General features: G+C 70.3%; 21 protein-coding genes, 1 other RNA gene and 1 riboswitch. Of the genes, 5 read left to right on the forward strand and 17 right to left on the reverse strand.

Annotated elements, in window-relative coordinates:
* Nucleotides 1-3 precede the first annotated feature (3 nt).
* From HTA01S_RS00490 to HTA01S_RS00565, 16 genes are all read right to left on the reverse strand, one after another.
* Nucleotides 4-1,470: a cobyric acid synthase gene (locus HTA01S_RS00490; RefSeq protein WP_068166269.1), complete on the reverse strand. Its 1,467-nt coding sequence runs from the start codon at nucleotides 1,468-1,470 to the stop codon at nucleotides 4-6.
* A complete protein-coding gene (locus HTA01S_RS00495; protein WP_068166273.1) occupies nucleotides 1,467-2,456 on the reverse strand; it encodes an aminotransferase class I/II-fold pyridoxal phosphate-dependent enzyme in 990 nt (329 codons plus the stop codon). The genes HTA01S_RS00490 and HTA01S_RS00495 overlap by 4 nt, the downstream gene beginning before the upstream one ends.
* Nucleotides 2,453-3,430, reverse strand: a complete 978-nt coding sequence (gene cbiB, locus HTA01S_RS00500; RefSeq protein ID WP_068166275.1) for an adenosylcobinamide-phosphate synthase CbiB — start codon at nucleotides 3,428-3,430, stop codon at nucleotides 2,453-2,455. Before cbiB ends, HTA01S_RS00495 begins: the two co-directional genes overlap by 4 nt.
* Before the next feature lie 5 nt (nucleotides 3,431-3,435).
* Nucleotides 3,436-4,677 (reverse strand): aminotransferase class I/II-fold pyridoxal phosphate-dependent enzyme, encoded by a 1,242-nt coding sequence (locus HTA01S_RS00505; protein ID WP_068166277.1) that lies wholly within the window; start codon nucleotides 4,675-4,677, stop codon nucleotides 3,436-3,438.
* 10 nt (nucleotides 4,678-4,687) lie between these two features.
* A complete protein-coding gene (gene bioD / locus HTA01S_RS00510; RefSeq protein WP_068166280.1) occupies nucleotides 4,688-5,368 on the reverse strand; it encodes a dethiobiotin synthase in 681 nt (226 codons plus the stop codon).
* Nucleotides 5,358-6,737 carry an adenosylmethionine--8-amino-7-oxononanoate transaminase gene (gene bioA, locus HTA01S_RS00515; protein ID WP_068166284.1) on the reverse strand — a complete coding sequence of 460 codons (1,380 nt, stop codon included), beginning with the start codon at nucleotides 6,735-6,737 and terminating at the stop codon, nucleotides 5,358-5,360. Before bioA ends, bioD begins: the two co-directional genes overlap by 11 nt.
* Nucleotides 6,738-6,742: 5 nt before the next feature.
* Entirely contained in the window at nucleotides 6,743-7,786 is a 1,044-nt protein-coding gene (gene bioB / locus HTA01S_RS00520; RefSeq protein ID WP_068166286.1) for a biotin synthase BioB, read from the reverse strand.
* 33 nt (nucleotides 7,787-7,819) lie between these two features.
* Nucleotides 7,820-8,509 (reverse strand): 5,6-dimethylbenzimidazole synthase, encoded by a 690-nt coding sequence (gene bluB, locus HTA01S_RS00525; RefSeq protein ID WP_068166288.1) that lies wholly within the window; start codon nucleotides 8,507-8,509, stop codon nucleotides 7,820-7,822.
* A gap of 15 nt (nucleotides 8,510-8,524) precedes the next feature.
* Nucleotides 8,525-9,106: a cob(I)yrinic acid a,c-diamide adenosyltransferase gene (gene cobO, locus HTA01S_RS00530; RefSeq protein WP_068166290.1), complete on the reverse strand. Its 582-nt coding sequence runs from the start codon at nucleotides 9,104-9,106 to the stop codon at nucleotides 8,525-8,527.
* 15 nt (nucleotides 9,107-9,121) lie between these two features.
* Nucleotides 9,122-9,922, reverse strand: coding sequence for an ABC transporter ATP-binding protein (locus tag HTA01S_RS00535; RefSeq protein WP_068166292.1), 801 nt, complete (start codon nucleotides 9,920-9,922; stop codon nucleotides 9,122-9,124).
* 16 nt (nucleotides 9,923-9,938) lie between these two features.
* A complete protein-coding gene (locus tag HTA01S_RS00540) occupies nucleotides 9,939-10,931 on the reverse strand; it encodes a FecCD family ABC transporter permease (RefSeq protein WP_068167084.1) in 993 nt (330 codons plus the stop codon).
* Nucleotides 10,932-10,975: 44 nt separating this feature from the next.
* Nucleotides 10,976-11,770: an ABC transporter substrate-binding protein gene (locus tag HTA01S_RS00545; RefSeq protein WP_245637976.1), complete on the reverse strand. Its 795-nt coding sequence runs from the start codon at nucleotides 11,768-11,770 to the stop codon at nucleotides 10,976-10,978.
* A 160-nt stretch (nucleotides 11,771-11,930) separates the two neighbouring features.
* Entirely contained in the window at nucleotides 11,931-12,497 is a 567-nt protein-coding gene (locus HTA01S_RS00550; protein WP_068166297.1) for a bifunctional adenosylcobinamide kinase/adenosylcobinamide-phosphate guanylyltransferase, read from the reverse strand.
* Nucleotides 12,490-13,308, reverse strand: a complete 819-nt coding sequence (locus tag HTA01S_RS00555; protein WP_068166300.1) for a cobalamin-binding protein — start codon at nucleotides 13,306-13,308, stop codon at nucleotides 12,490-12,492. The genes HTA01S_RS00550 and HTA01S_RS00555 overlap by 8 nt, the downstream gene beginning before the upstream one ends.
* Nucleotides 13,305-14,648, reverse strand: coding sequence for a cobyrinate a,c-diamide synthase (locus HTA01S_RS00560; RefSeq protein ID WP_245637952.1), 1,344 nt, complete (start codon nucleotides 14,646-14,648; stop codon nucleotides 13,305-13,307). The genes HTA01S_RS00555 and HTA01S_RS00560 overlap by 4 nt, the downstream gene beginning before the upstream one ends.
* Entirely contained in the window at nucleotides 14,645-16,477 is a 1,833-nt protein-coding gene (locus tag HTA01S_RS00565) for a TonB-dependent receptor domain-containing protein (protein WP_068166305.1), read from the reverse strand. The genes HTA01S_RS00560 and HTA01S_RS00565 overlap by 4 nt, the downstream gene beginning before the upstream one ends.
* A 78-nt stretch (nucleotides 16,478-16,555) precedes the next feature.
* A riboswitch (cobalamin riboswitch) is annotated at nucleotides 16,556-16,809 on the reverse strand.
* Between the two features lie 51 nt (nucleotides 16,810-16,860).
* On the opposite strand from HTA01S_RS00565, the gene HTA01S_RS00570 reads away from it, so the two are divergent.
* From HTA01S_RS00570 to HTA01S_RS00585, 4 genes are all read left to right on the forward strand, one after another.
* Nucleotides 16,861-17,094, forward strand: a complete 234-nt coding sequence (locus tag HTA01S_RS00570) for a hypothetical protein (RefSeq protein ID WP_068167085.1) — start codon at nucleotides 16,861-16,863, stop codon at nucleotides 17,092-17,094.
* Nucleotides 17,091-17,468: a cell division protein ZapA gene (locus HTA01S_RS00575; protein ID WP_068166310.1), complete on the forward strand. Its 378-nt coding sequence runs from the start codon at nucleotides 17,091-17,093 to the stop codon at nucleotides 17,466-17,468. The genes HTA01S_RS00570 and HTA01S_RS00575 overlap by 4 nt, the downstream gene beginning before the upstream one ends.
* A gap of 82 nt (nucleotides 17,469-17,550) precedes the next feature.
* Nucleotides 17,551-17,730: non-coding RNA, 6S RNA (gene ssrS, locus HTA01S_RS00580), on the forward strand.
* Between the two features lie 160 nt (nucleotides 17,731-17,890).
* Nucleotides 17,891-18,706, forward strand: a complete 816-nt coding sequence (locus HTA01S_RS00585; protein WP_068166313.1) for a sulfite exporter TauE/SafE family protein — start codon at nucleotides 17,891-17,893, stop codon at nucleotides 18,704-18,706.
* A gap of 34 nt (nucleotides 18,707-18,740) precedes the next feature.
* Here the strand turns inward: HTA01S_RS00585 and rraA are convergent, their stop codons facing one another.
* Entirely contained in the window at nucleotides 18,741-19,247 is a 507-nt protein-coding gene (gene rraA / locus HTA01S_RS00590; RefSeq protein WP_068166316.1) for a ribonuclease E activity regulator RraA, read from the reverse strand.
* Between the two features lie 260 nt (nucleotides 19,248-19,507).
* Here rraA and HTA01S_RS24470 point away from each other — a divergent pair, with 260 nt between their 5' ends.
* A complete protein-coding gene (locus HTA01S_RS24470; RefSeq protein WP_084235744.1) occupies nucleotides 19,508-19,945 on the forward strand; it encodes an SWIB/MDM2 domain-containing protein in 438 nt (145 codons plus the stop codon).
* Nucleotides 19,946-20,094: the final 149 nt, after the last annotated feature.

A 20,094-nucleotide genomic window follows, 5' to 3' on the forward strand; every position in this document is an offset into this window, starting at 1 on the left:
GGGTCAGGGTTGGATGAGTTGGTCAAGCACGCCGGGTTCGACGTGGCGTTCAATGAAATCGGCCAGACCGTCGAACACGCTGTCGAGCGTGGGCGCGCTGGCCCCAAACAGCGCGTGCAGCACGCGCGGGTCTTCAAACAGGCCATGCAGGTAGACGCCGAGCACATTGCCCTGCGCGTTCTGCCAGCCCAGGCCATCGGGCAACACCTCGCGCGCCACGTCGCCCCCGGCGGCCATGGCCGGGTGTTGGGTGGTTTGCCCGTGGTGGATTTCGTAGCCCGCGGCGGTCACGCCCGAGAGCGCAGCCCAAGGGCCGGTGAGCGCGCCGAACCGGGACTCGGTGTGGCACACGGTTTTCTGCAGGTCGAAGCGCGTCACCAGCGGCAGCAGGCCCAGGCCGGGCGCGTTGCCGTCGATACCATGCGGGTCGATCAGCGCCTCGCCCAGCACCTGCAGCCCGCCGCACACGCCCAGCACCGCCCCGCCCAACGCGGCGTGCGCGGCCACGGCGCGGTCCAGCCCCTGCGCACGCAGCCAGGCCAGGTCGGCGCTGGTGGCCTTGGAGCCCGGCAACACGATCCAGTCGGCGCCCGCGCAATCGGCCGGCGTGCGCGCCCAGACCAGGCGCAGGCCGGGCACGTTCTTCAGCGGCTGGAACTCGTCGAGGTTGCTGATGCGTGGCCAGGCGATCACGGCGATGGTCTTTTGCACGGCGCCGTTGGCCCGCGTTTTGTCGTCGAAAACGCCATCTTCCTCCGGCAAGCCGTGCTGCCACCACATCGGCAGCGTGGCGACCACCGGCACACTGGTCAGGTCCTGCAGCATCTGCGGCGCGGGCGCGAGCAGCGTGGCATCGCCCCGGAACTTGTTGAGCACGAAGCCCCGGATCAGCGCCTGCTCGTCGGGCGGCAGCAGCGCCCAGGTGCCATAGAGGTGGGCGAAGGCGCCGCCCCGGTCGATGTCGGTCACCAGCAGGCAGCGCGCCTGCGCGTGCAGGGCCACCCGCATGTTCACGATGTCGCTGCCGTGCAGGTTGATCTCGGCCGGCGAGCCCGCGCCTTCGATCACGACCACGTCGTTCTCTTCGCGCAACGCGTCCAGCGCGGCGGCGATCTGGGGCCACACGTGCAGGCTGCGGCCGCGCCACGGCATCTCCGACAGTGCCTGGCTCACCTGCCCCATCAGCACCACCTGGCTGTGCGTGTCGGCCTCGGGCTTGAGCAGCAGCGGGTTCATGCGCACCTCGGGCACGGCGTTGGCAGCCAGGGCTTGAAAGAACTGCGCGGAACCGATCTCGCCATAGGCACCATCGGGGCCTGCCACCACCCGCGCGTTGTTGCTCATGTTCTGCGCCTTGAACGGGGCGACTTTCAGCCCCTGGCGCGCGTAGTGCCGGCACAGCGCCGTGGTCAGCCAGCTCTTGCCCGCGCCGCTGGTGGTGCCGAGCACCATCACGCAGACGGCGGTCATGCGGTCAGCTCCGCGCAGCGCGCCGTGGCGCTCTGCAAGGCATCGCGCAGGGCGGCCTGTGCGGCGGGCGACATCACGCCCAGGCGCCAGTGCGCCGGCAGGCCGAGCGAGGTCGTGTCGCGAAGCTTCACGCCCTGGGCACGCAGGGCCGGCGTGTCCAGTGCGGCGGGCGGGCGCGCGCAGAAGTAGTTGGCCTCGCTGGGCAGGCAGGTCCAGCCCAGCCCGGTCAACAGGGCCAGCTGCTGCGCTTTCCAGCCGCGCAGGCAGGCCAGGCTCTGGGCCAGCCAGTGCTGCGTGTCGGCCCGCACCCAGGCCTGCAGCATCGCCACGCCATGCGCGCCCAGCGGCCAGGAGGGCGCCATCTGCTCCAGCGCGCGCGCCAGCGCCTGGCTCTGCAGCGGCGCGATGGCGTAGGCGCCGCGCACCCCCGTGAGGCCCAGCGCCTTGTTGGGTGTCCAGAGCTGCCAGACGCCGTCGAGCACGGCATCGGGCAGGCTGCAGCGGCCGGACAGGCGCAGTGGTTCGTAGGCGCGGTCGATCACGATCACACCGCACTGCTCCGCCACCACCTGCGCCATGGTTTCGGCATTGCCCAGCGGGCTCGACGGTTCGCACAGCCAGAGCAGATCGGCCTGCGCGGGCTCGTCCACCCGCCGCAGGCCCCAGGCTTGCGCGGCGTGTGCGTAGTCGCCGTAAGCGAGCGCGGGCCACCAGGCTCGCTGCCCGCCCGCGTGGGTCACGCTGGCGCTGATGCGGGCGATGAATTCGCTGGCGCTGGCCGCCAGCACGATGCGCTCGCGCGCCACCCCATGGAAAGCGGCCAGCGCCTCGCGCAGCGCCGTGTACTGCGGGTCGGGGTAGTGGGCCGCGTCGGCCTGCTGCACGGCGGCCAGCGCCACCGGCGACGGCCCGCAGGCGTTGGCGTTGGTGGAAAAGTCCCAGCGGGGCACGCCCATCGCGTCGGGGCCACCGTGTGGATGTGTCATCGGAACAGGCTCCAGAAACCCGCCGCCGCCCACGCGGCGGCCAACAAGGCACAAGTGAACACCACACGGCCCGCCAGGCGCAAGGCCTGGGCGGTGTCGGCCGGCAGCGCGCCACGCCCGCAGGGATGCAAGGTGTAGACGCCGGGTTTGCCCAGGCGCACGTCCAGCGCCAGCGCCATGGCGGCCATGGGCCAGCCGCTGTTGGGCGAAGGCGTGACCCGCGCCTGCGCCGGCAATTTCAGCAGCGTGTTCGCCGCGCCCAGCAGACCCAGCAGTGCGGCCGTGATGCGCGCGGGCAGCCAGGACAACACGTCGTCGGCGCGTGCGGCCCATTTGCCGGCCCAGGTCCAGTCGCGCCCCTGGCGCTCGCCCTTGTATCCCCACATGGCGTCGGCGGTGTTGGCGAAGCGGTAGAGCGCCGCGCCCGGCAAGCCGGCCACGGCGAACCAGAACAGTGGCGCCACCACCGAGTCGTTGAGGTTTTCCGCCAGGGTTTCGATGGCGCTTTCGCGCACCTCGCGCTCACTCAGTTGCGCCACGTCGCGGCTCACCAGCCAGGCCAGGCGCGAGCGCCCGGCTGGCAACGATTCGGCCAGCGCCACCTCCACCGCGCGCACCTCGTCGCGCAGCATGCGCCAGGCCAGCAGCGGCTTGAGCAGCACGCCCAGCAGCAAGGCCTGCAACCACAGCGGCCCGCCACTCACAACCCAGACCACCGCGAGCCCGACCGACACCACCAGCAGCGCCCCGGCGACCCAGGCCAGCGCGCCGCGCACGAACGGCCCGGCCACACCAGCGGGCAGCCCGCCCACGGCGGGCGCGATGCGCCTGCCCAGCGCCTCCAGGTAGTGGCCCATCCACACCACCGGGTGCCAGCGCGGCGGCGGCTCGCCCCAGCGGACATCGATGAGCAGCGCCACCCAGACGGCACAGGCCATCACGCTCCAGGATGGCAGGATGGCCAGCTCGGCCATGGGGCTCAGGCCTCCAGCGCGGCTGCGGCCACGCGGTGCTGGCCCAAGCCGGCGGCCGCGGCCCGCAGCACACCCACGAGCGCGGCCACATCCGCGCTCTGGTGCGCGGCCGACAGCGCGATGCGCAGCCGCGCGGTGCCCACCGGCACGGTGGGCGGGCGGATCGCGGGCACCCAGATGCCCTGCTCGCGCAGCGTGGCCATCACGGCCAACGCGGCCTCGTTGTCGCCGATCACCAGGGGCTGGATCGCGGTGTCCGAGGGCATCAGGGTCCAGCCGGCGGCGTCCACCGCGGCATCGGCCCCAGGCGCGAGGCCTTCGCGCAGTTGCTCGATCAGGGCGGCCAGGTGCTGGCGGCGGCGCTCACCCTCGGCACCCAGCACACAGCGCAGGCCGGCGCGCACCGCCTCGGCCAGCAGGGCCGGCGCGGCGGTGGCGTAGGTGTAGCTGCGGGTTTTCTGCAGCAGCCACTCGACCAGGCTCTCGGGCCCGGCCACGAACGCCCCGGCCACGCCCAGCGCCTTGCCCAGCGTGGCCATGTAGAGCACACGCGGCGAAGCGCCCGGCCCGGTGAGGCCGGCGGCGGCCAGCGCGCCCCGCCCCTGCGGGCCCAGCACGCCAAAGCCGTGCGCGTCGTCCAGCAGCAGCAAGGCATCGTGCCGCTCGCACAGCGCGTGCAGGCCGGTGATGTCGGCCACGTCGCCGTCCATGCTGAACACCGCGTCGCTGATCACCAGCTTGCGGCGCGCCGGGCTGGCGGTCAGCAAGGCGTCGAGCCGGGCCAGGTTGCCGTGGGGGTAGCGGTGCACCGTGGCTTTGGACAGGCGCGCACCGTCGATCAGGCAGGCGTGGTTCAGCGCGTCGGAAAACAGCGCATCGCCCTCGCCCACCAGGGCCGGCACGATGCTCGCATTGGTGGCGTAACCGGCGTAGAAATACAGCGCGCGCGGCAGGCCCACGGCCTCGGCCAGCTCACGCTCCAGCGCGGCGTTGGCCACGCTGTGGCCGCTGACCATGGGCGAGGCCCCGGAGCCCACGCCGTAGCGGTCCACGGCGGCGTGCACCGCCTGGCGCAGCAGCGGGTCTTGCGCGAGGCCCAGGTAGTCGTTGCTGCAGAAGGCCAGCAGGGACTCGCCGTCCACGTTGAGCCGGGCGCCCTGCTCGGGCACCACGGCGCGGCGGCGGCGGCGCAGGGCCTGGGCGTCCAGCGCGGCCAGGCGGTCATCGAATTCGTTCAGCCAACTCATTGCAGATCCTTCATCGCCAGGTGTCGGGCAGGTCCAGCACGATCTGGCGTGCGTCGGGGGTTTGGGGGTGCCAGGGCACGGTGCCCAGCAGCGGCGCGGGCAGCCAGCGGCGCAGCGTTTCAATGTTTTCGTCGCGGCAGGCCATGTCGGCATCGAGCGTGTTGGCCACCCAGCCGGCCAGGTGCAGGCCGTCGGCGCGGATGGCCTCGGCACTCAGCAGCGCGTGGTTCAGGCAGCCCAGGCGCAGGCCCACCACCAGCACCACCGGCGCGCCGATGGCCAGCGCCAGGTCGGCCAGGGTCTCGCGCTCATTGAGCGGCACGCGCCACCCCCCCGCGCCTTCGACCACCACCACGTCGGCCAGATCGCGCAGCGCGGCATGCGCGGCGACCAGTTCCGCCACCGTCACGGCCCGGCCGGCGCGCGCCGCCGCGAGGTGCGGCGCCAGGGCATCGGGCAGGGCCACCGGGTTGTCGAGCACGGCGGGCACGGCCACGGTGGACGCCGCGCGCAGGGCGAGCACGTCTTCGGCCACCCACTCGCCATCGCGCTGCACCAGGCCGGCGGCCACCGGCTTCATGCCGACCACGCGACGGTGCTGGCGCGCCAGTGTGTGCAGCAGCGCCGCGCTCACCAGGGTCTTGCCCACGCCGGTGTCGGTGCCGGTGACGAAGCAGCCGTCAAACGCCATCGCGGTCTCCCACCACCGGCGCAGGAGCCGTTTCTTCGGCCAGCGTGGCTTCCAGCGCGGCCAGCGCGCCCCGCGCCAGCAGCTCGCCCTCGGCCTGGTCGATCACATAAGGCGGCATGGCGTAGAGCGTGTGGCCGATGGGCCGCAGCAGCAGCCCTTGCGTCAGCGCGTGGCGGGCGTAGCGGCGGCCGAAGTCGGGCAGGCTGCTGGCCACGTCCCACGCGAAGACCATGCCGCGCTGGCGCGCGAAGCGCACACGCGGGTGCTTGGAGAGCGGCTCGAACTGCGCGGTCAGCCGCTCGCTGGTGCCCAGGTTCTGGCGCAGCGCGTCGGTCTGGTCAAACAGATCCAGCGTGGCCAACGCGGCACGGCAGGCCAGCGGGTTGCCGGTGTAGCTGTGCGAATGCAGGAAACCGCGCGCCACCTGATCGTCGTAGAAGGCGGCGTACACCGCGTCGGTGGTGAGCACCACCGACAGCGGCAGCGTGCCGCCGGTCAGGCCCTTGGAGAGGCACAGGAAGTCGGGCCGGATGCCCGCCTGCTCGTGTGCGAACAGGGTGCCGGTGCGGCCGAAGCCGACCGCGATCTCGTCGAGCACCAGGTGCACCTGGTAGCGGTCGCAGAGTTCGCGCGCGCGCTGCAGGTACACGGGGTCGTGCATGGCCATGCCGGCGGCGCACTGGATCAACGGTTCGATGATCACGGCGGCGGTCTCGTGCGCGTGTTCGGCCAGCCAGTCGCCCAGGGCGGCGGCGGCCCGCTCGGCCACGTCGGCCGGGGTTTCGCCGGGCGCCGCGCCGCGTGCGTCCGGGCTGGGCACGGTGGCGGCCAGGCGCACCAGCGGCGCGTAGGCCTCGCGAAAGAGCGCGATGTCGGTCACGGCCAGCGCGCCCACGGTCTCGCCGTGGTAACCCCCGGCCACGCCGACAAACCGGTTCTTCTCGACCCGGCCCGCGTTGCGCCAGTGGTGGGCACTCATCTTCAGCGCGATCTCGGTGGCGCTGGCGCCGTCGCTGCCGTAGAAGGCGTGGCCCAGGCCGGTGAGCGCGGCCAGGCGCTCGGAAAGTTCAACCACCGGCGCGTGGGTGAAACCGGCCAGCATCACGTGGTCCAGCGTGTTCAGCTGGTCCACCAGCGCGGCGCGTATCGCGGGGTGGTTGTGGCCAAACAGATTGACCCACCAGGAGCTGATCGCGTCCAGGTAGCGCCGGCCTTCGCGGTCGTGCAGCCACACGCCCTCGGCCCGCGCCACCGGGATCAGCGGCAAGGCCGCACCGTCGGGCGCGTGCAGCTTCATCTGCGTGCAGGGGTGCCACACGGCGGCCAGGCTGCGCTGGCGCCAGGCTTCGTTGGGCGACACGCCGCTCATCGGCGTCAACCGCCGAACGTGTGGCGGGTTTTGAGGCCCAGGCGCCCCAGCAGCTCGCGGTCGCGGTCCACGTCGGGGTTGCCGGTGGTCAGCAGCTTGTCGCCGTAGAAGATGGAGTTGGCGCCGGCCACGAAACACAGGGCCTGCACGGCATCGCTCATCTGCTGGCGCCCGGCCGACAGGCGCACCCGTGCGCGCGGCATGGTGATACGCGCCACGGCGATGGTGCGCACGAATTCCAGCGGGTCCAGGTCGGGCTGCTCGGCCAGCGGCGTGCCCGCCACCTTCACCAGGTGGTTGATCGGCACCGACTCGGGGTACGCGGGCGAGAGGTTGGCGAGCTGGGCCACGAGCGCGGCGCGCTGCAGGCGCGACTCGCCCATGCCCACGATGCCGCCGCAGCACACCTTCACGCCCGCACCGCGCACCCGCTCCAGCGTGTCCAGGCGGTCCTGGTAATCGCGGGTGGTGATCACCTCGCCATAGAAATCGGGCGCGCTGTCCAGGTTGTGGTTGTAGTAGTCCAGGCCCGCGTCGCGCAGCGTCTCGGCATGGCCCTCGGACAGCATGCCCAGGGTGGCGCAGGCCTCCAGGCCTTCCTCTTTCACAGCGCGCACCAGCTCGGCCACGGCGTCCACATCGCGGTCCTTGGGCGCGCGCCAGGCCGCGCCCATGCAAAAGCGCGTGGCCCCGGCCTGCCGAGCGCGCTGGGCGGCCTCGCGCACCGCGTCCACGCCCATGAGCTTGCCGGCCTCAACGCCGGTGTCGAAATGCACCGACTGCGGGCAGTAGCCGCAGTCTTCGGGGCAGCCACCGGTCTTCACCGACAACAGCGTGGCCAGCTCCACCTCGGTCGGGTCGAAATGCTCGCGGTGCACGGTCTGCGCGCGGTACATGAGATCGGAGAACGGCAGGTCGAACAGCGCCGCGACCTCGTCCACCGCCCAGACCCGCTGGCCGGTGTCGACCGCGGGAGCCGGTGCTTTGCGCGGGGCATGGAAATGCAGGGGCTGCGCGGCGGCAGGAAGGGTGGTATGGGTCGTGGTCATCGGTAGGTCTCCTAGGGTTCAAGAAACGGGGGGTCACCCAGCCACCGTTTCGCATTGGCCCAGGGGCTGGCCCCAGGCGTCTTCAAACAGCATATTGTCCAATGCGCAGCGCTGGGCCCAGCGCTGCTGCTGGAGCATCGGCTCCTCGTAAAAATGCGGCACCGGCCCGATGCACAGCAAGGCAATGGGCTCGGCCCCGGCGGGCATGCCCAGCAGTGAGGCCACGGCCGCCGGGTCGAACATCGAAACCCAGCCCATGCCCAGCCCCTCGGCGCGCGCGGCGAGCCAGAGGTTCTGAATGGCACAGGCGGTGGAGGCGAGGTCCATCTGCGGCAGGGTCCTGCGGCCAAACACATGGCGCTCGCGGCCGTCGGCCAGCGCCACCACCCAGACCTCGGCCGCGTCCATCAGGCCCTCGACCTTGAGATGCATGAACGCATCTTCGCGCGGCCCCAGCGCACGGCCGGTCTGCACGCGCTCCTGTTCCACCAGTGCCTGCAGCCCGCGCCGCAACGCCGGCGACGCCACCCGCAGGAAGCGCCAGGGCTGCATGAACCCCACGCTGGGCGCGTGGTGCGCGGCGGTGAGCAGGCGTCGCATCACTTCCGGAGCAACCTCCCCGCCCGCGAAGTGGCGCATGTCGCGCCGCTCGAAGATGGCGCGGTACACGGCATCGCGCTCGGCCGCGGAAAAAGCCTGGTCTGGGGCGGGCGAATGGGGCATCAAGGGCTCTGCCGCTCAGTCTTCGATACCGCGCTGCGCGGGTATGCCCGCCTTGAACGCGTGTTTCACCAGGGTCATCTCGGTCACGGTGTCGGCCAGCTCGATGATCTCGGGCGGGCAGCGTCGCCCGGTGATGACCACGTGCACATCGCGTGGGCGGTCGCGCAGCGTCTGCAGCACATCGTCCAGCGGCAGCCAGCCGTAGATCAACGGGTAGGTCAGCTCGTCGAGCGTGACCATGAAGTAGTCACCACCGAGGATGGCCGCCTTCGCCTTCTGCCAGCCGTCGCGTGCGAGCTGGGCGGAGTGTTCGAGGTCCTGGCTCTTCCAGCTGAAGCCGTCGCCCAACCCTTCTATCGGCAAACCCAGTTGCTCGAACACGCGGTGCTCCCCAAAGCGCGCGCTGGGCACTTTCATAAACTGGAAAATCTTTACCTGTTTGCCGTGCACGTGCGTGCGGCCCAGCGCGCGCATCGCGAGGCCAAAAGCGGCCGTGCTCTTGCCCTTGCCGTCGCCGGTGTGCACGATCACGAGGCCCCGGCGTTCGCCCTCGGGCTTTTCATAGCGTTTCTCGGTGGGTGGGGTTTCGATCTGCATAGGGTTCCTTGTCGTCTATTGGGGCAGCGCGACGAAGTGCGCGCCCAGGGGGTGGATGGCGATGCGGTGGTCGAACACGGCTTCGAGCGCGCGGTGCGCCGCGGGTTCGGCACAGGGCCCGGTGTGGCGCACATGGCCCTGCTGCATCACCACGATGTCGTCGGCCAGCAGCGCCAGCGTGATCTCGTGCAACACGCTCACCACCGTGCGACCCTGCCCCACCAGTTCGCGCACCAGCGCGATCCAGTCGGCCTGGTGCGGCGGGTCAAGGTTGGCCAGCGGTTCGTCCATCAGCATCACGCCGGCCTCGACCGCGAGCAGGCGCGCCAGCAGCACGCGCTGGCGCTCACCGCCGGAGAGCGAACCCAGCGGCCGCGCGCGCCATTCCCAAGCCTGGGTCTGGCGCAGCGCGCGCTCCACCGCCGCGTGGTCGGCCTCGCCCGGCGGGGCCAGCCAGGCCTGGTGCGGCAGGCGCCCGAGCAGCGCCACGTCGTGCACGGTGAGGTCGTCGGCGCTGGCCTCGCCCGCGCCGCTCTGCGCCAGCCAGGCCAGGGCACGGGCCCGTTCGCGCGGCGCCATGCCGGGCATGGGCTCGCCGTGCAGCAGCACCTCGCCACCGTGCGGCAACACGCCGGCGAGCGCGCGCAGCAGGGTCGATTTGCCCGCACCGTTGGGGCCGACGATGCTGGTCCAGCGACCCGCCGCGAGCGACACATCGATGCCATGCAGCACCTGCCGGTGCGCGGCGCCGTGGCCCAGGCTGGCGCTCAGGTTCAGCGCCTGCAGCGCGGTGGCTTGTTCGGTACAGATGTCCATCGGGTCTTCCTTCGCCCTACCCCACCCGCCGGCGCATCAGCCAGAGCAGGTAGCCGCCGCCCAGCACCGCGGTGAGCACGCCCACGGGCAGCTCCTGCGGCGCCATGAGGCCACGCGCCAGGGTGTCGGCGAGCATCAGCAGCACCCCGCCCATGAGGCTGGCGAGCAGCACCAGCCAGGCGTGGGTGGTCTTGACCACGGCGCGCACCAGGTGCGGCGCGGCCAGGCCCACGAAAGCGATCAACCCGGTTTGCGCCACCGCGGTGCCGGTGGCCAGCGCGAGCACCCCCACCAGCGCGGCACGCAGCGGCACCAGCGGCAGGCCCAGGCTGAGCGCCGTGGCCTCGCCCAGCGCCAGGCCGTCGAGCACGCGCGACAGGCCCCAGGCCAGCAGCAGGCACACGAAGCCGATGCCGCCCATGAGCAGGCAGGACGCCCAGCCCACGAACCCGGTGGAGCCCAGCATGAAGGCCTGCATGGCCTGCAGGGTTTCGGGCACGCTGAGCGTGACCAGCGAGGTGATGGCGCCCAGCACCACGCCCACCACCACCCCCGCGAGCAGCAAGCGCAGCGTGTGCTGCACGCCGCGCGCCAGCGCCAGCGTGAGCAGCACCGCGAGCACCGCGCCCACGAAGGCCGCACCCGTCAGACCCAGGCGCACCACCCACTGCGTGGCGAACGGCGAGACGCCCAGGCCGGCCAGCGCGAGCGCCACGCCCAGCGAAGCGCCCGAGGCGCTGCCCAGCAGAAACGGGTCGGCCAGCGGGTTGCGAAACAGGCCCTGCGCCACCGCGCCGGCCAGGCCCAGCAGGGCCCCGGCCGCGAAGGCGCCCACGGTGCGCGGCGCACGGATGTCCCAGACGATCTGCGCGGCCACCGGGTCGGCCAGCATGGTCCACACCGCTTCGAGGCCGGTGCTGCCCACCCCCAGGCCCAGCACCCCGAGCACACCACCCAGCAGCACCAACCCCACGGCGAGGGTCAGCGCACGGGTGACGGGGCGGGGCATGGGGGCCATGGTGGCGAGGGCTACGGTGGCGCTGTTGCCCGGGCTCATGGGGCTTTGTCCTGCAGGCAACGCGCCATGAGGCGCGCCGCTTCGGCCATGCGCGGGCCAGGCCGCACCAGCACGTCGGATTCGGCGTTGGGGAACACACACAGGCGGTTTTCGCGCACGGCGCGGATGCCGCGCCAGCCCGGCCGCTGCGTCATGCCCTCGAAATTGCGGTCGCCCACCATGATCAGGTCCGGGTTGGCGCGCACCACGAATTCGGGATTCAGCTTGGGGAACGGCCCCAGATGCGCGGGCACGATGTTCTGCACGCCCAGGCGCGTGAGCGTCTCGCCGATGAACGACGAGGTGCCCGCGCCGTAGGGCGCGCGGTTCACCTCGAAATACACCCGCGTGTTCTTCACGCGCGCCGGCAGCGACTGCGCCGCGGCCGACACGGCTGCGTCGATGTGGCGCCACACGCGCTGGCTCTGCGCGTCGTCCACGCCCAGCACCCGCCCCACCTTGCCCAGCACGCGCTGCACGTCGGCGTGGCTCTTGGGCTCCAGCGCCACCACCTTCAGCCCCAGCCCCTCCAGCCGGTCGATCACGCGCGAGGACTGCGCGAGCAGCACCACATCGGGCCGCAGCGCCACGATGGCCTCCACGTTGGGGTCGATGCCGCCGCCCACGCGCGGGAGCTTGTCCAGCGAAGCGGGCCAGTTGGAATAGCGGTCCACGCCCACAAGCCGCGCACACTGACCGAGCTCGCACACGGTTTCGGTGAGCGAGGGCAGCAGCGTCACGATGCGTTGCGGCGGCGCATCCCAGCGCACGGTCACGCCGCGGTCGTCCATGACCTCGATGCCCGCGGCCTGCAGCGCGCCCGCCCAGGCCAGCAGCCCGGTCACGAACAAGCACCGCCAGCCGGCCCCGGCCGCGGAATACCGCGAAGCCGGTTGTGCCCGGCCACCGCTGCGCGCCCCCGGCAAGAGGCGCCCAAGGTATTTCAAGGGGTTATGCATGATGTCCCTTCAATCTCAGTGGCAGGCCCGCCGCCATCAGCGTGACGCGCTCGCAGGCGGCGGCCACGGCCTGATTCAGACCTCCGAGCGCGTCCACGAAGGCGCGCACCTCGCGCCCCATCGGGATCACGCCCAGACCAATTTCATTGCCCACCAGCACCACCGGGCCAGCGGCCTGTTCGATGGCGCCGCACAGGGCCCTGGCCGGTTCAGCGGCCTCGACGCTCACGCCATCCATCGGCATCAGCAGGTTCGTCAGCCACAGCGTGAGACAGTCCACCACCACCAGCGTGTGCGGCGCGCTGTGCTGGCGCAGGGCCTCGGCCAGCGCCAGCGGCTCTTCCACCGTCGCCATGCCCGGCACGCGCACCGCGCGATCGCGCTGGTGGCGCGCGATGCGCTCGCGCATCTCCTCGTCCCAGGCCTGGCCGGTGGCGATCAGCACCGCGCGGTGGGTCGCACGGGCGCCTAGCCACTGCCGCGCCAGCATTTCCGCGCGGCGCGACTTGCCGCTCTTCTGGCCGCCCAGGATGAATTCGCTGCGTGCCACGTCAACCATGCTGTTCCATCCATTGCAGAACGATGCGCTGCATCTGCGCCACGCCGTCGGTGAGTGCGGCCGGGCCGGGTTGCAGGATGTCGGCCGACTTGATCTCGAACAGCTGGCCCGTCGTCACCGCGTTCACCGCCTGCCAGCCCACGCGCGCCGCCACCTTTTCGGGCCGGAACTTCTTGCCGCACCAGGAGCCGATGATGATGTCGGGGTTGCGGCGCACGATCTCGGCGGGGTCGGCAATGATGCGGTTCTTGCCCAGCGACTCGCGCGCCAGCTCGGGAAACACGTCGTCGCCTCCGGCGATGCCCAGCAACTCGGACACCCAGCGGATGCCGCTGATGTGCGGCTCATCCCACTCTTCGAAGAACACCCGCGGGCGGCGCTTGCCGAACGCTTCGAGCACCCGCACCGACTGGCCGATGGCATCAAGCCGGGTGCGCGTGGCGGCGATCCAGGCCAGCCCCTCTTCGGCACAGCCCACCATGGCCGCCACCTGGTACAGCATGGCGAAGATCTCGTCCACGCTGCGCTGGTTGAACACCGTCACCTGCACACCGGCACGGATCAGCGCCGCGGCAATGTCGGCCTGCAGGTCGGAGAAGCCGAACACGCAGTCGGGCCGCAACTCCAGAATCTTGTCGATCTTCGCGTTGAGAAACGCGCTCACCTTGGGCTTTTCCTCGCGCGCACGGCGCGGGCGCACCGTGTAGCCCGAGATGCCCACGATGCGGTGCTCCTGCCCCAGCAGGTAGAGCCACTCGGTGGTCTCTTCGGTCAGGCAGACGATGCGCTGCGGGCCCAGGTGGGTGTTCACGCAGTGGCTCCTTCGGGCAGAAACAGCGCCGCCGTGGCCGCCGGGCTGGAGGCCATCCAGGCGTGGAAATAGCTGGCGCGCAGCGCGCCGCGCTGGTACACCGCCTCGCCCGCACCGGCCGCGCCGCCGCGCGCCGAAGCGGTGTGCAGCACCGGCTCCAGCGCCGTCTCGCAGCGCGAGTAGTGGAAGGTGTGGCCACGCAGTTCGCCCGCCGTCAGCGCGAGCTTCTGTGGCCCCAGCGCGGCCAGGCGCGGCTGCATGCGCACCACGCCGGGCAGCAGGCCCCACAGGGCGTGGCTCTGGCCCTGCGGGTCCACGATTTCATCGAACAGCGCCATCATCCCGCCGCATTCGGCCCACACCGGGCGCCCGGCATCCACATGCGCGGCCAGGCTGTCGCGGCTCGCCTGGCTGGCGGACAAGGCTTCGGCGTGCAGCTCCGGGTAACCGCCGGGCAACCACACCGCGTCGCACGCGGGCAGTGGCTCGTTCGCCAGCGGCGAGAAAAACACCACCCGCGCACCCAGGGCGCGCAAGCTCTCCAGGTTCGCGGCATAGATGAAACAGAACGCCGCGTCGCGCGCCACGGCCACGACCTTGCCCGCCAGCAGCGGCACCGTGGGGGCCGGGTCGGCGGGCGCCTCGAACGCCACCGACCAGCGCGCCAGCGCGGCCGTGTCCATCTGGCCCAGCGGCGTGTCCAGCAGCGCATCGGCCGCGGCGTCGAGCCGGGCCAGTGCGTCGGGCAGCTCGGTGGCCACGGTCAGGCCCAGGTGGCGCTCGGGCAGCGTGAACGCCGGGTTGCGCATCACCGCCCCCAGCCAGCCCGACGGCGCCGCGCCGTCCGCCGGCAGCGCCTCGCGCAGCATCTGCGCATGTCGCTCGCTGGCCACCCGGTTGGCCAGCACGCCGGCCCAGGGCAGGCCCGGGCGGTAGTGCTGCAGGCCAAAGGCCAGCGCGCCGAACGTGCCCGCCATGGCCGACGCGTCGATCACCGCCAGCACGTGCAGGCCGAAGTGCCGCGCCAGATCGGCCGCGCTGGGCTCACCGTCGAACAGGCCCATGACCCCTTCGACGATGATCAGGTCGGCGTCCTGCGCGGCCGCATGCAGCCGCGCCCGCACGTCCGCCTCGCCGGTCATCCACAGGTCCATGTTGTGCACCGGGTGGCCGGTGGCCAGCTCCAGCCACATCGGGTCCAGAAAATCGGGCCCGCACTTGAAGGCCCGCACCCGCCGCCCGGCGCGCGCGTGCAGGTGCGCCAGCGCCGCCGTCACGGTGGTCTTGCCCTGGCCCGAGGCCGGGGCCGCGACCAGGATGGCCGGGCAGGTGGTCTTCACCGCTGCGGCCTCCAGTCCACGGTCACGTAGGCGGCCCGGCCGGGCTGGTTGTAGCCCCGGGCCGTCTCGTAGGCCTTGTCGGCCAGGTTGTTCAGGCGCAGGTTCAGCGACCAGTTCGGGTCCAGCCGGTACTGCGTGTGCAGGTCCAGCGTGGCGAAGCCGGCCAGCGCCACGGTGTTGGCCGCGTCGTCGAAACGGCCCGACATGGCCAGCAGGCTCGCGCCCCAGGTCCAGGCGCCAAGCTGGTGGTCCAGGCTGGCGGTCAAGGTTTTATCGGCGCGCCGTTGCAGCTTGCGCCCATTGGCCAGGTTGCGCGCGTCCAGCAACTCCAGTTGCGTGCTCCACGACCAGGCCCCGGCCGATGCCGCATACACCAGCGACCAGCCTTCGATGCGCGCCTGCGGCACGTTTTCCACCACCGGCTGGGTGGTGATAAAGCCGCGCACGCGGTTGTCGAAACGGGTCAGCTTGACTTCGTGCGCGTCGCGGTTGTAGGTCAGGCCGAACTCGCGGTTCTTGCCGCGTTCGGGCTGGGTGCTCGGGTTGCCCACGAAGAAGGGCGACACCCAGTACAGGGTGTTGAACGACGGCGTCTTGAACGAGGTGCCGTAGGCCAGGTGCGGGCGCCAGTGCGGCGTGAGCTGGAAACCGTAGCTCGCGACGCCGGTGGTGGCGCCCCCGAACTGCGAGTTCTCGTCGCGCCGCAGGTTGGCCTGCCAGAGGTGGCGCCCGGCCTCGCCCTGCAGGCCGGCGAACAGTGCCCGGGTGGTGCGCGAATTGACGGCGTAGGCCTGCGTGCTGTCCACCGACTCCTTCACGGCGTCGAAGCCCACGATGGCGTTGCCCAGCGGTGTCTTCCAGTCGTTCTGCAGCGTCAGCTGGGTCTGCGCGGTGTCGAAGCGCGACGTGGACAGTTCCTCAAAAGAGGTGGAACGGTCGTCGCTGCGCGAGAGCCTCAGCTGCGTGCGCGCCTGGGGGGACCACTGGCGCTCCAGGCCCCAGCCCAGCACGCGGGTCACCGCGTCCGAATGCACGTCGAAGTCGCCCGGCCCGCGGTCGAACCCGGAGCTCCCGCTGGCCTGGGTGAACTGCGCGTCGGTGGTCCAGCCAGGCGCCAGCTTCCAGCGCATCGAGGCCGAGCCGGTGTCCTGGTCGAACCTGTCGTTGTCGGGGTTGTGGCCGCCAAAAGACACGTCCGGATTGGTGGCCGAGAAACCGGTCTCGCGCACGGTGCCGGCGTTGAGCGAATAGGTGAAGGTCTCGCTGCCGCCACTCAGGCCGGCGTTGGCGCCGCGGTGCCCGTAGCTGCCCAGCGTGACGCTGGCACTGGGGTGAAAACCGGGCTCACCGCGTCGCGTGAAGACCTGCACCACGCCGCCCACCGCGTCGCTGCCATACAGCGCCGAGGCCGGGCCCTTGAGCACCTCGATGCGCTCGATGGCGCTCAGCGGGATGTTGTCCCACGAGGCGGCACCCGAGGTGGACGAACCGTAGCGCACACCGTCGATCAGCAACAACACGTGGCGGGTTTCCGTACCGCGAACGAAAAGCCCCGACTGTTTGCCCAGGCCGCCGTTGGACGACATCTGCAAGCCAGCGGTGCGGGTCAGCAGCTCGGACAACGAGCGGCCCGAGGCCTGCCGGATCGCCTCGGCCTCGATCACCACCACGTCGCTGAGCAGGATGTCGGCGCGGGTGTCGGAACGGGTGGCCGTGACCACGACCTCGGGCAGATCCGGCGCCGGTGTGGTCTGGGCGTGGGACAAGGATGAGACGAGGATGGCCAAAGGCAGCGCAGCCGTGGGAGCGCGCGAGAAACGGTTTTTCATGGGAGACAAGGAAGCTGATGTGCCCTCACCGCCTTCCCCGACGGTGCCTGAGCGTCACGACGGTGCGCCCTTCATGAACGCACCACCACCTCGTTGGCCGGTATCCGGGCTGGCAGATCGACCTTCATCGCCTTCCCGGTGAGCTGGTCTGAACCAGCGCTCCAGTGGCTGCGGGATGAAAGCGGAGTGGCCTGAGGGCATCAGGCGGCTCGTCTGCTTACCGTTGCGGGGGCAGCGCAGGTTAGGTCCGTTCGGCGTGAACATTCCCTCCTGCTTCCCGTTGAACTGCGGCGTGTGAACCACACCGCGAGCACCAACAGGCGGCATTGTAAGCCCGAGGTTTTCGCGGCAACCCTACAATGTGCCAGCAACAATTCGTCACCATGGCCGATCCCAAGTACCTTGACCAGATCACCGAACGCGTGGAGCGCCTGCTGTTGCGCCATGAGGAACTCCAGCGCACCAACACCTTGTTGATGGACCAGGTGCTGGCATTGCAGGCCGAGCGCGACCTGCTCAAATCGCGCCTGAACACAGCGCGTGCGCGCATCGAAGCGCTGCTCGAACGCCTGCCGGAGGCCGACGCCCCCGAGGCCCACCGCAAGGACAGCGAATGAACAAGCCCGCGAGCAAACAGGTCGAAGTCCAGATCATGGGACAGAGCTACCTGCTCGCGTGCCCCATCGGTGGCGAATCCGCGCTGCTCGACGCGGTCGAACGGGTCGACACGGCCATGTGCCGCATCCGCGACGCGGGCAAGGTGAAGGCACGCGACCGCATTGCGGTGCTGGCCTCGCTCAACCTCGCGTTCGAGCTGTCGCAGAAGGAATCCCAGAGCTACCAGGCCTCGTCCTTCGGCCACACCGAGCCGAGCCCGGACGCAGCGGAAGTGCCAGCGGCCGAACCACTGGACCCTGTGGCCCAGGCCCGCATGGACGAGCTGATCCGCCGCCTGGACCACACGCTCGGACGCGACGGCCAGTTGCTCTGAGCCCTGGGACCTGCAGTCCGTCGGTCCATCTTTTTTTCTGGACCAGCGGTCCGCGCAGCCCCGTTGCAGCGCCTACAATTTGAACCGTCTGCAGTGCGCGCCGGGCTTTATATTTCCTTGAACCAATGCTCATTGAGCACGGACTAGGTACATTGCCTGATGGGTGTGAGCATCTCGCGTCAGATGAACCCGAAGTCACGCTGCCCTGGCCCACCTGAACCCCGGTTCAGGATGACGGTCCGGCGGCACTTGCAGACACCCTATTCGGTACACCCCCCTGCGCCGCTTCGCGGCTTCCCCCCTCACCTGCGGGAGGGGGGACGTGCCCTGTGGCCCGGCGAAGCCGGTTCCACGGGCACTCTGCATGGCTCCCCCTCCCCTTCCCACCGCGCCCGCTTTCGGCGTCTGGTCACGGACCCCTCATGATCCTCGAACCTCTGCTCATTGCTGAACTGGTTGCCCTGGGCCTGTGCACCGGCTTCCTTGCTGGCTTGCTGGGCATTGGCGGCGGCATGATCATGGTGCCCTTCATCAGCGCCATCCTGAGCGCGCGTGGCATCGCTTCTGATCTCGCCGTCAAGATGGCCATCGCCACCTCCATGGCCACCATCATCTTCACCTCGATCTCCAGCGTGCGCGCGCACCACCAGCGCGGCGCGGTGCGCTGGGACATCGTCCAGCGCCTCGCACCCGGCATCGTGATCGGCGCGGCGCTCGCCAGCCTGGGCGTGTTTGCGCTGCTCAAGGGCGCGTGGCTCGCCATCGTGTTCGCCGCCTTCGTCGGCTTCTCGGCCACACAGATGCTGCTGAACAAGAAACCCAAGCCCACGCGCACCCTGCCGGGCACGGCGGGCCAGCTCGGCGCTGGCTCGGTCATCGGCTTTCTGTCGGGGCTGGTCGGCGCGGGCGGTGGCTTTGTCAGCGTACCGTTCATGACCTGGTGCAACGTGGCCATCCACAACGCCGTGGCCACCAGCGCGGCGTTGGGTTTCCCGATCGCGCTGGCCAACGCGCTGGGCTACATCGTCGCGGGCCAGGGCGTGGCGGACTTGCCCGCAGGCTCGTTGGGTTATGTGTACACACCGGCGCTGCTGGTGATCGCCGTGGCCAGCGTGCTCATGGCGCCGCTCGGCGTGAGGGCGGCGCACGCCCTGCCCGTCCAGTCCCTCAAGCGGGTGTTCGCCGGCATCCTGTACCTGCTCGCGGCCTACATGCTCTACAAAGGCCTGAGCATCTGAACACCGGCCACCGGGTGAACCGGGCGCCCGGGACTCAAGCCATGAGCGCGTGGTCCGAGACCACCACACCGTCCTCGTCGGCGTAGAGCCAGTCACCCGGCCGCACCCACACGCCTTGAATCTGCACCGCCAGATCGCGCAGGCCCTCGTTGCGCCTTTCGGTCGGCAGCGGCATCGACGCGAGCGCGCGGATGCCCACCTGGCAAGCGGCCAGCTCGGCCACGTCGCGCACACAGCCGTCGATCACCACACCGGCCCAGCCGTTGCGTGCGGCGGCGGCGCCGAGGTTGCCACCCAGCAGCGCACGGCGCAGCGAAGCGCCACCATCGACCACCAGCACCCGGCCCTCGCCCGGGCTCTCCACCGCGGCCTTCACCGGCGTGTTGTCTTCAAAGCACTTGACCGTGACCACCGGGCCAGAGAACCGGCGCACGGCACCGAAGTCGCGCAACACCGGCGGCAACACACGGAAGCTGCCCGAGCCGTCGTTTTTGTGGGCATCACACAGATCGCAGGTGGCAAAAGTTGGGGTCGAAGACATGACGCTTTCTCAGGTTCGGATGAAGGAGCATGGCACAGCGGATTTTCAGCATGAAGCCCTGCTCTGACAGAGCGCTTGCAGGCATGCACTGTTCAAGTGTTGTTTTCCGGGCCAAAAAGCGGCTTCCCCTCTATGAAAACACGCAAAAAATCAGGTAGCCCACCTTGGAATGCACAAACAACTCCATTAGCATGCGAGACACCAGCGAGGAAGCGCGTTTCCTGCTGGTCAATGTTTCACTTCTAGAAGGAAATTCAATCATGGCAACTGCGAAAAAAGCTCCCGCGAAAAAAGCGGCCCCGACCAAGAAGGCTGCAGCACCTGCGAAGAAAGCCGCCCCGGCCAAGAAGGTAGCCGCCGCCCCGGCGAAGAAGGCCGCTCCCGCCAAGAAGGCAGCCGCTCCGGCCAAGAAAGCCGCCCCCGCCAAGAAGGCCGCTCCGGCCAAGAAGCGCACCCCCAACGCCGCCTTCATGAAGGCCATGACGCCCAGCGCCGCGCTGGCCGCCATCGTTGGCAACAGCCCGCTGCCCCGCACCGAAGTGACCAAGCAGGTCTGGGCCTACATCAAGAAGAACAAGCTGCAGGACGAAGTCAATCGCCGCATGATCAACGCCGACGCCAAGCTGAAGGAAATCTTCAAGAAGGCCCAGGCGTCCATGTTTGAAATGACCAAGATGATCAACGAGCACCTGAAGTGATCCACCCACATTGCACCGTCATGGTGCCGTGAGTCCCAGCAAAGCCGGCCCCAAGCCGGCTTTGCTGTTTTTGGGCCCCGCAGCCATGGCATCTGTGCAGAGCTGTGAGAAACTGCAACAAAATTCCAAGACCCCCACAGGCATGACAG

The sequence above is a fragment of the Hydrogenophaga taeniospiralis CCUG 15921 genome (assembly GCF_001592305.1).
In the GTDB taxonomy this organism is placed as follows: Bacteria; Pseudomonadota; Gammaproteobacteria; order Burkholderiales; family Burkholderiaceae_C; genus Hydrogenophaga; species Hydrogenophaga taeniospiralis.

Excerpts from the sequence above, each read along its gene's own strand:
- HTA01S_RS24470 (WP_084235744.1), top strand. The coding sequence starts at position 19,508 with ATGGCAACTGCGAAAAAAGCTCCCGCGAAAAAAGCGGCCCCGACCAAG.
- HTA01S_RS00550 (WP_068166297.1), bottom strand. The coding sequence starts at position 12,497 with ATGGTTGACGTGGCACGCAGCGAATTCATCCTGGGCGGCCAGAAGAGC.
- HTA01S_RS00585 (WP_068166313.1), top strand. The coding sequence starts at position 17,891 with ATGATCCTCGAACCTCTGCTCATTGCTGAACTGGTTGCCCTGGGCCTG.
- bioB (WP_068166286.1), bottom strand. The coding sequence starts at position 7,786 with ATGACCACGACCCATACCACCCTTCCTGCCGCCGCGCAGCCCCTGCAT.
- HTA01S_RS00570 (WP_068167085.1), top strand. The coding sequence starts at position 16,861 with ATGGCCGATCCCAAGTACCTTGACCAGATCACCGAACGCGTGGAGCGC.
- HTA01S_RS00540 (WP_068167084.1), bottom strand. The coding sequence starts at position 10,931 with ATGCCCCGCCCCGTCACCCGTGCGCTGACCCTCGCCGTGGGGTTGGTG.
- HTA01S_RS00495 (WP_068166273.1), bottom strand. The coding sequence starts at position 2,456 with ATGACACATCCACACGGTGGCCCCGACGCGATGGGCGTGCCCCGCTGG.
- HTA01S_RS00545 (WP_245637976.1), bottom strand. The coding sequence starts at position 11,770 with ATGGACGACCGCGGCGTGACCGTGCGCTGGGATGCGCCGCCGCAACGC.
- bioA (WP_068166284.1), bottom strand. The coding sequence starts at position 6,737 with ATGAGCGGCGTGTCGCCCAACGAAGCCTGGCGCCAGCGCAGCCTGGCC.
- HTA01S_RS00535 (WP_068166292.1), bottom strand. The coding sequence starts at position 9,922 with ATGGACATCTGTACCGAACAAGCCACCGCGCTGCAGGCGCTGAACCTG.
- HTA01S_RS00505 (WP_068166277.1), bottom strand. The coding sequence starts at position 4,677 with ATGAGTTGGCTGAACGAATTCGATGACCGCCTGGCCGCGCTGGACGCC.
- cbiB (WP_068166275.1), bottom strand. The coding sequence starts at position 3,430 with ATGGCCGAGCTGGCCATCCTGCCATCCTGGAGCGTGATGGCCTGTGCC.
- cobO (WP_068166290.1), bottom strand. The coding sequence starts at position 9,106 with ATGCAGATCGAAACCCCACCCACCGAGAAACGCTATGAAAAGCCCGAG.
- HTA01S_RS00490 (WP_068166269.1), bottom strand. The coding sequence starts at position 1,470 with ATGACCGCCGTCTGCGTGATGGTGCTCGGCACCACCAGCGGCGCGGGC.
- bioD (WP_068166280.1), bottom strand. The coding sequence starts at position 5,368 with ATGGCGTTTGACGGCTGCTTCGTCACCGGCACCGACACCGGCGTGGGC.
- HTA01S_RS00575 (WP_068166310.1), top strand. The coding sequence starts at position 17,091 with ATGAACAAGCCCGCGAGCAAACAGGTCGAAGTCCAGATCATGGGACAG.
- rraA (WP_068166316.1), bottom strand. The coding sequence starts at position 19,247 with ATGTCTTCGACCCCAACTTTTGCCACCTGCGATCTGTGTGATGCCCAC.
- bluB (WP_068166288.1), bottom strand. The coding sequence starts at position 8,509 with ATGCCCCATTCGCCCGCCCCAGACCAGGCTTTTTCCGCGGCCGAGCGC.
- HTA01S_RS00565 (WP_068166305.1), bottom strand. The coding sequence starts at position 16,477 with ATGAAAAACCGTTTCTCGCGCGCTCCCACGGCTGCGCTGCCTTTGGCC.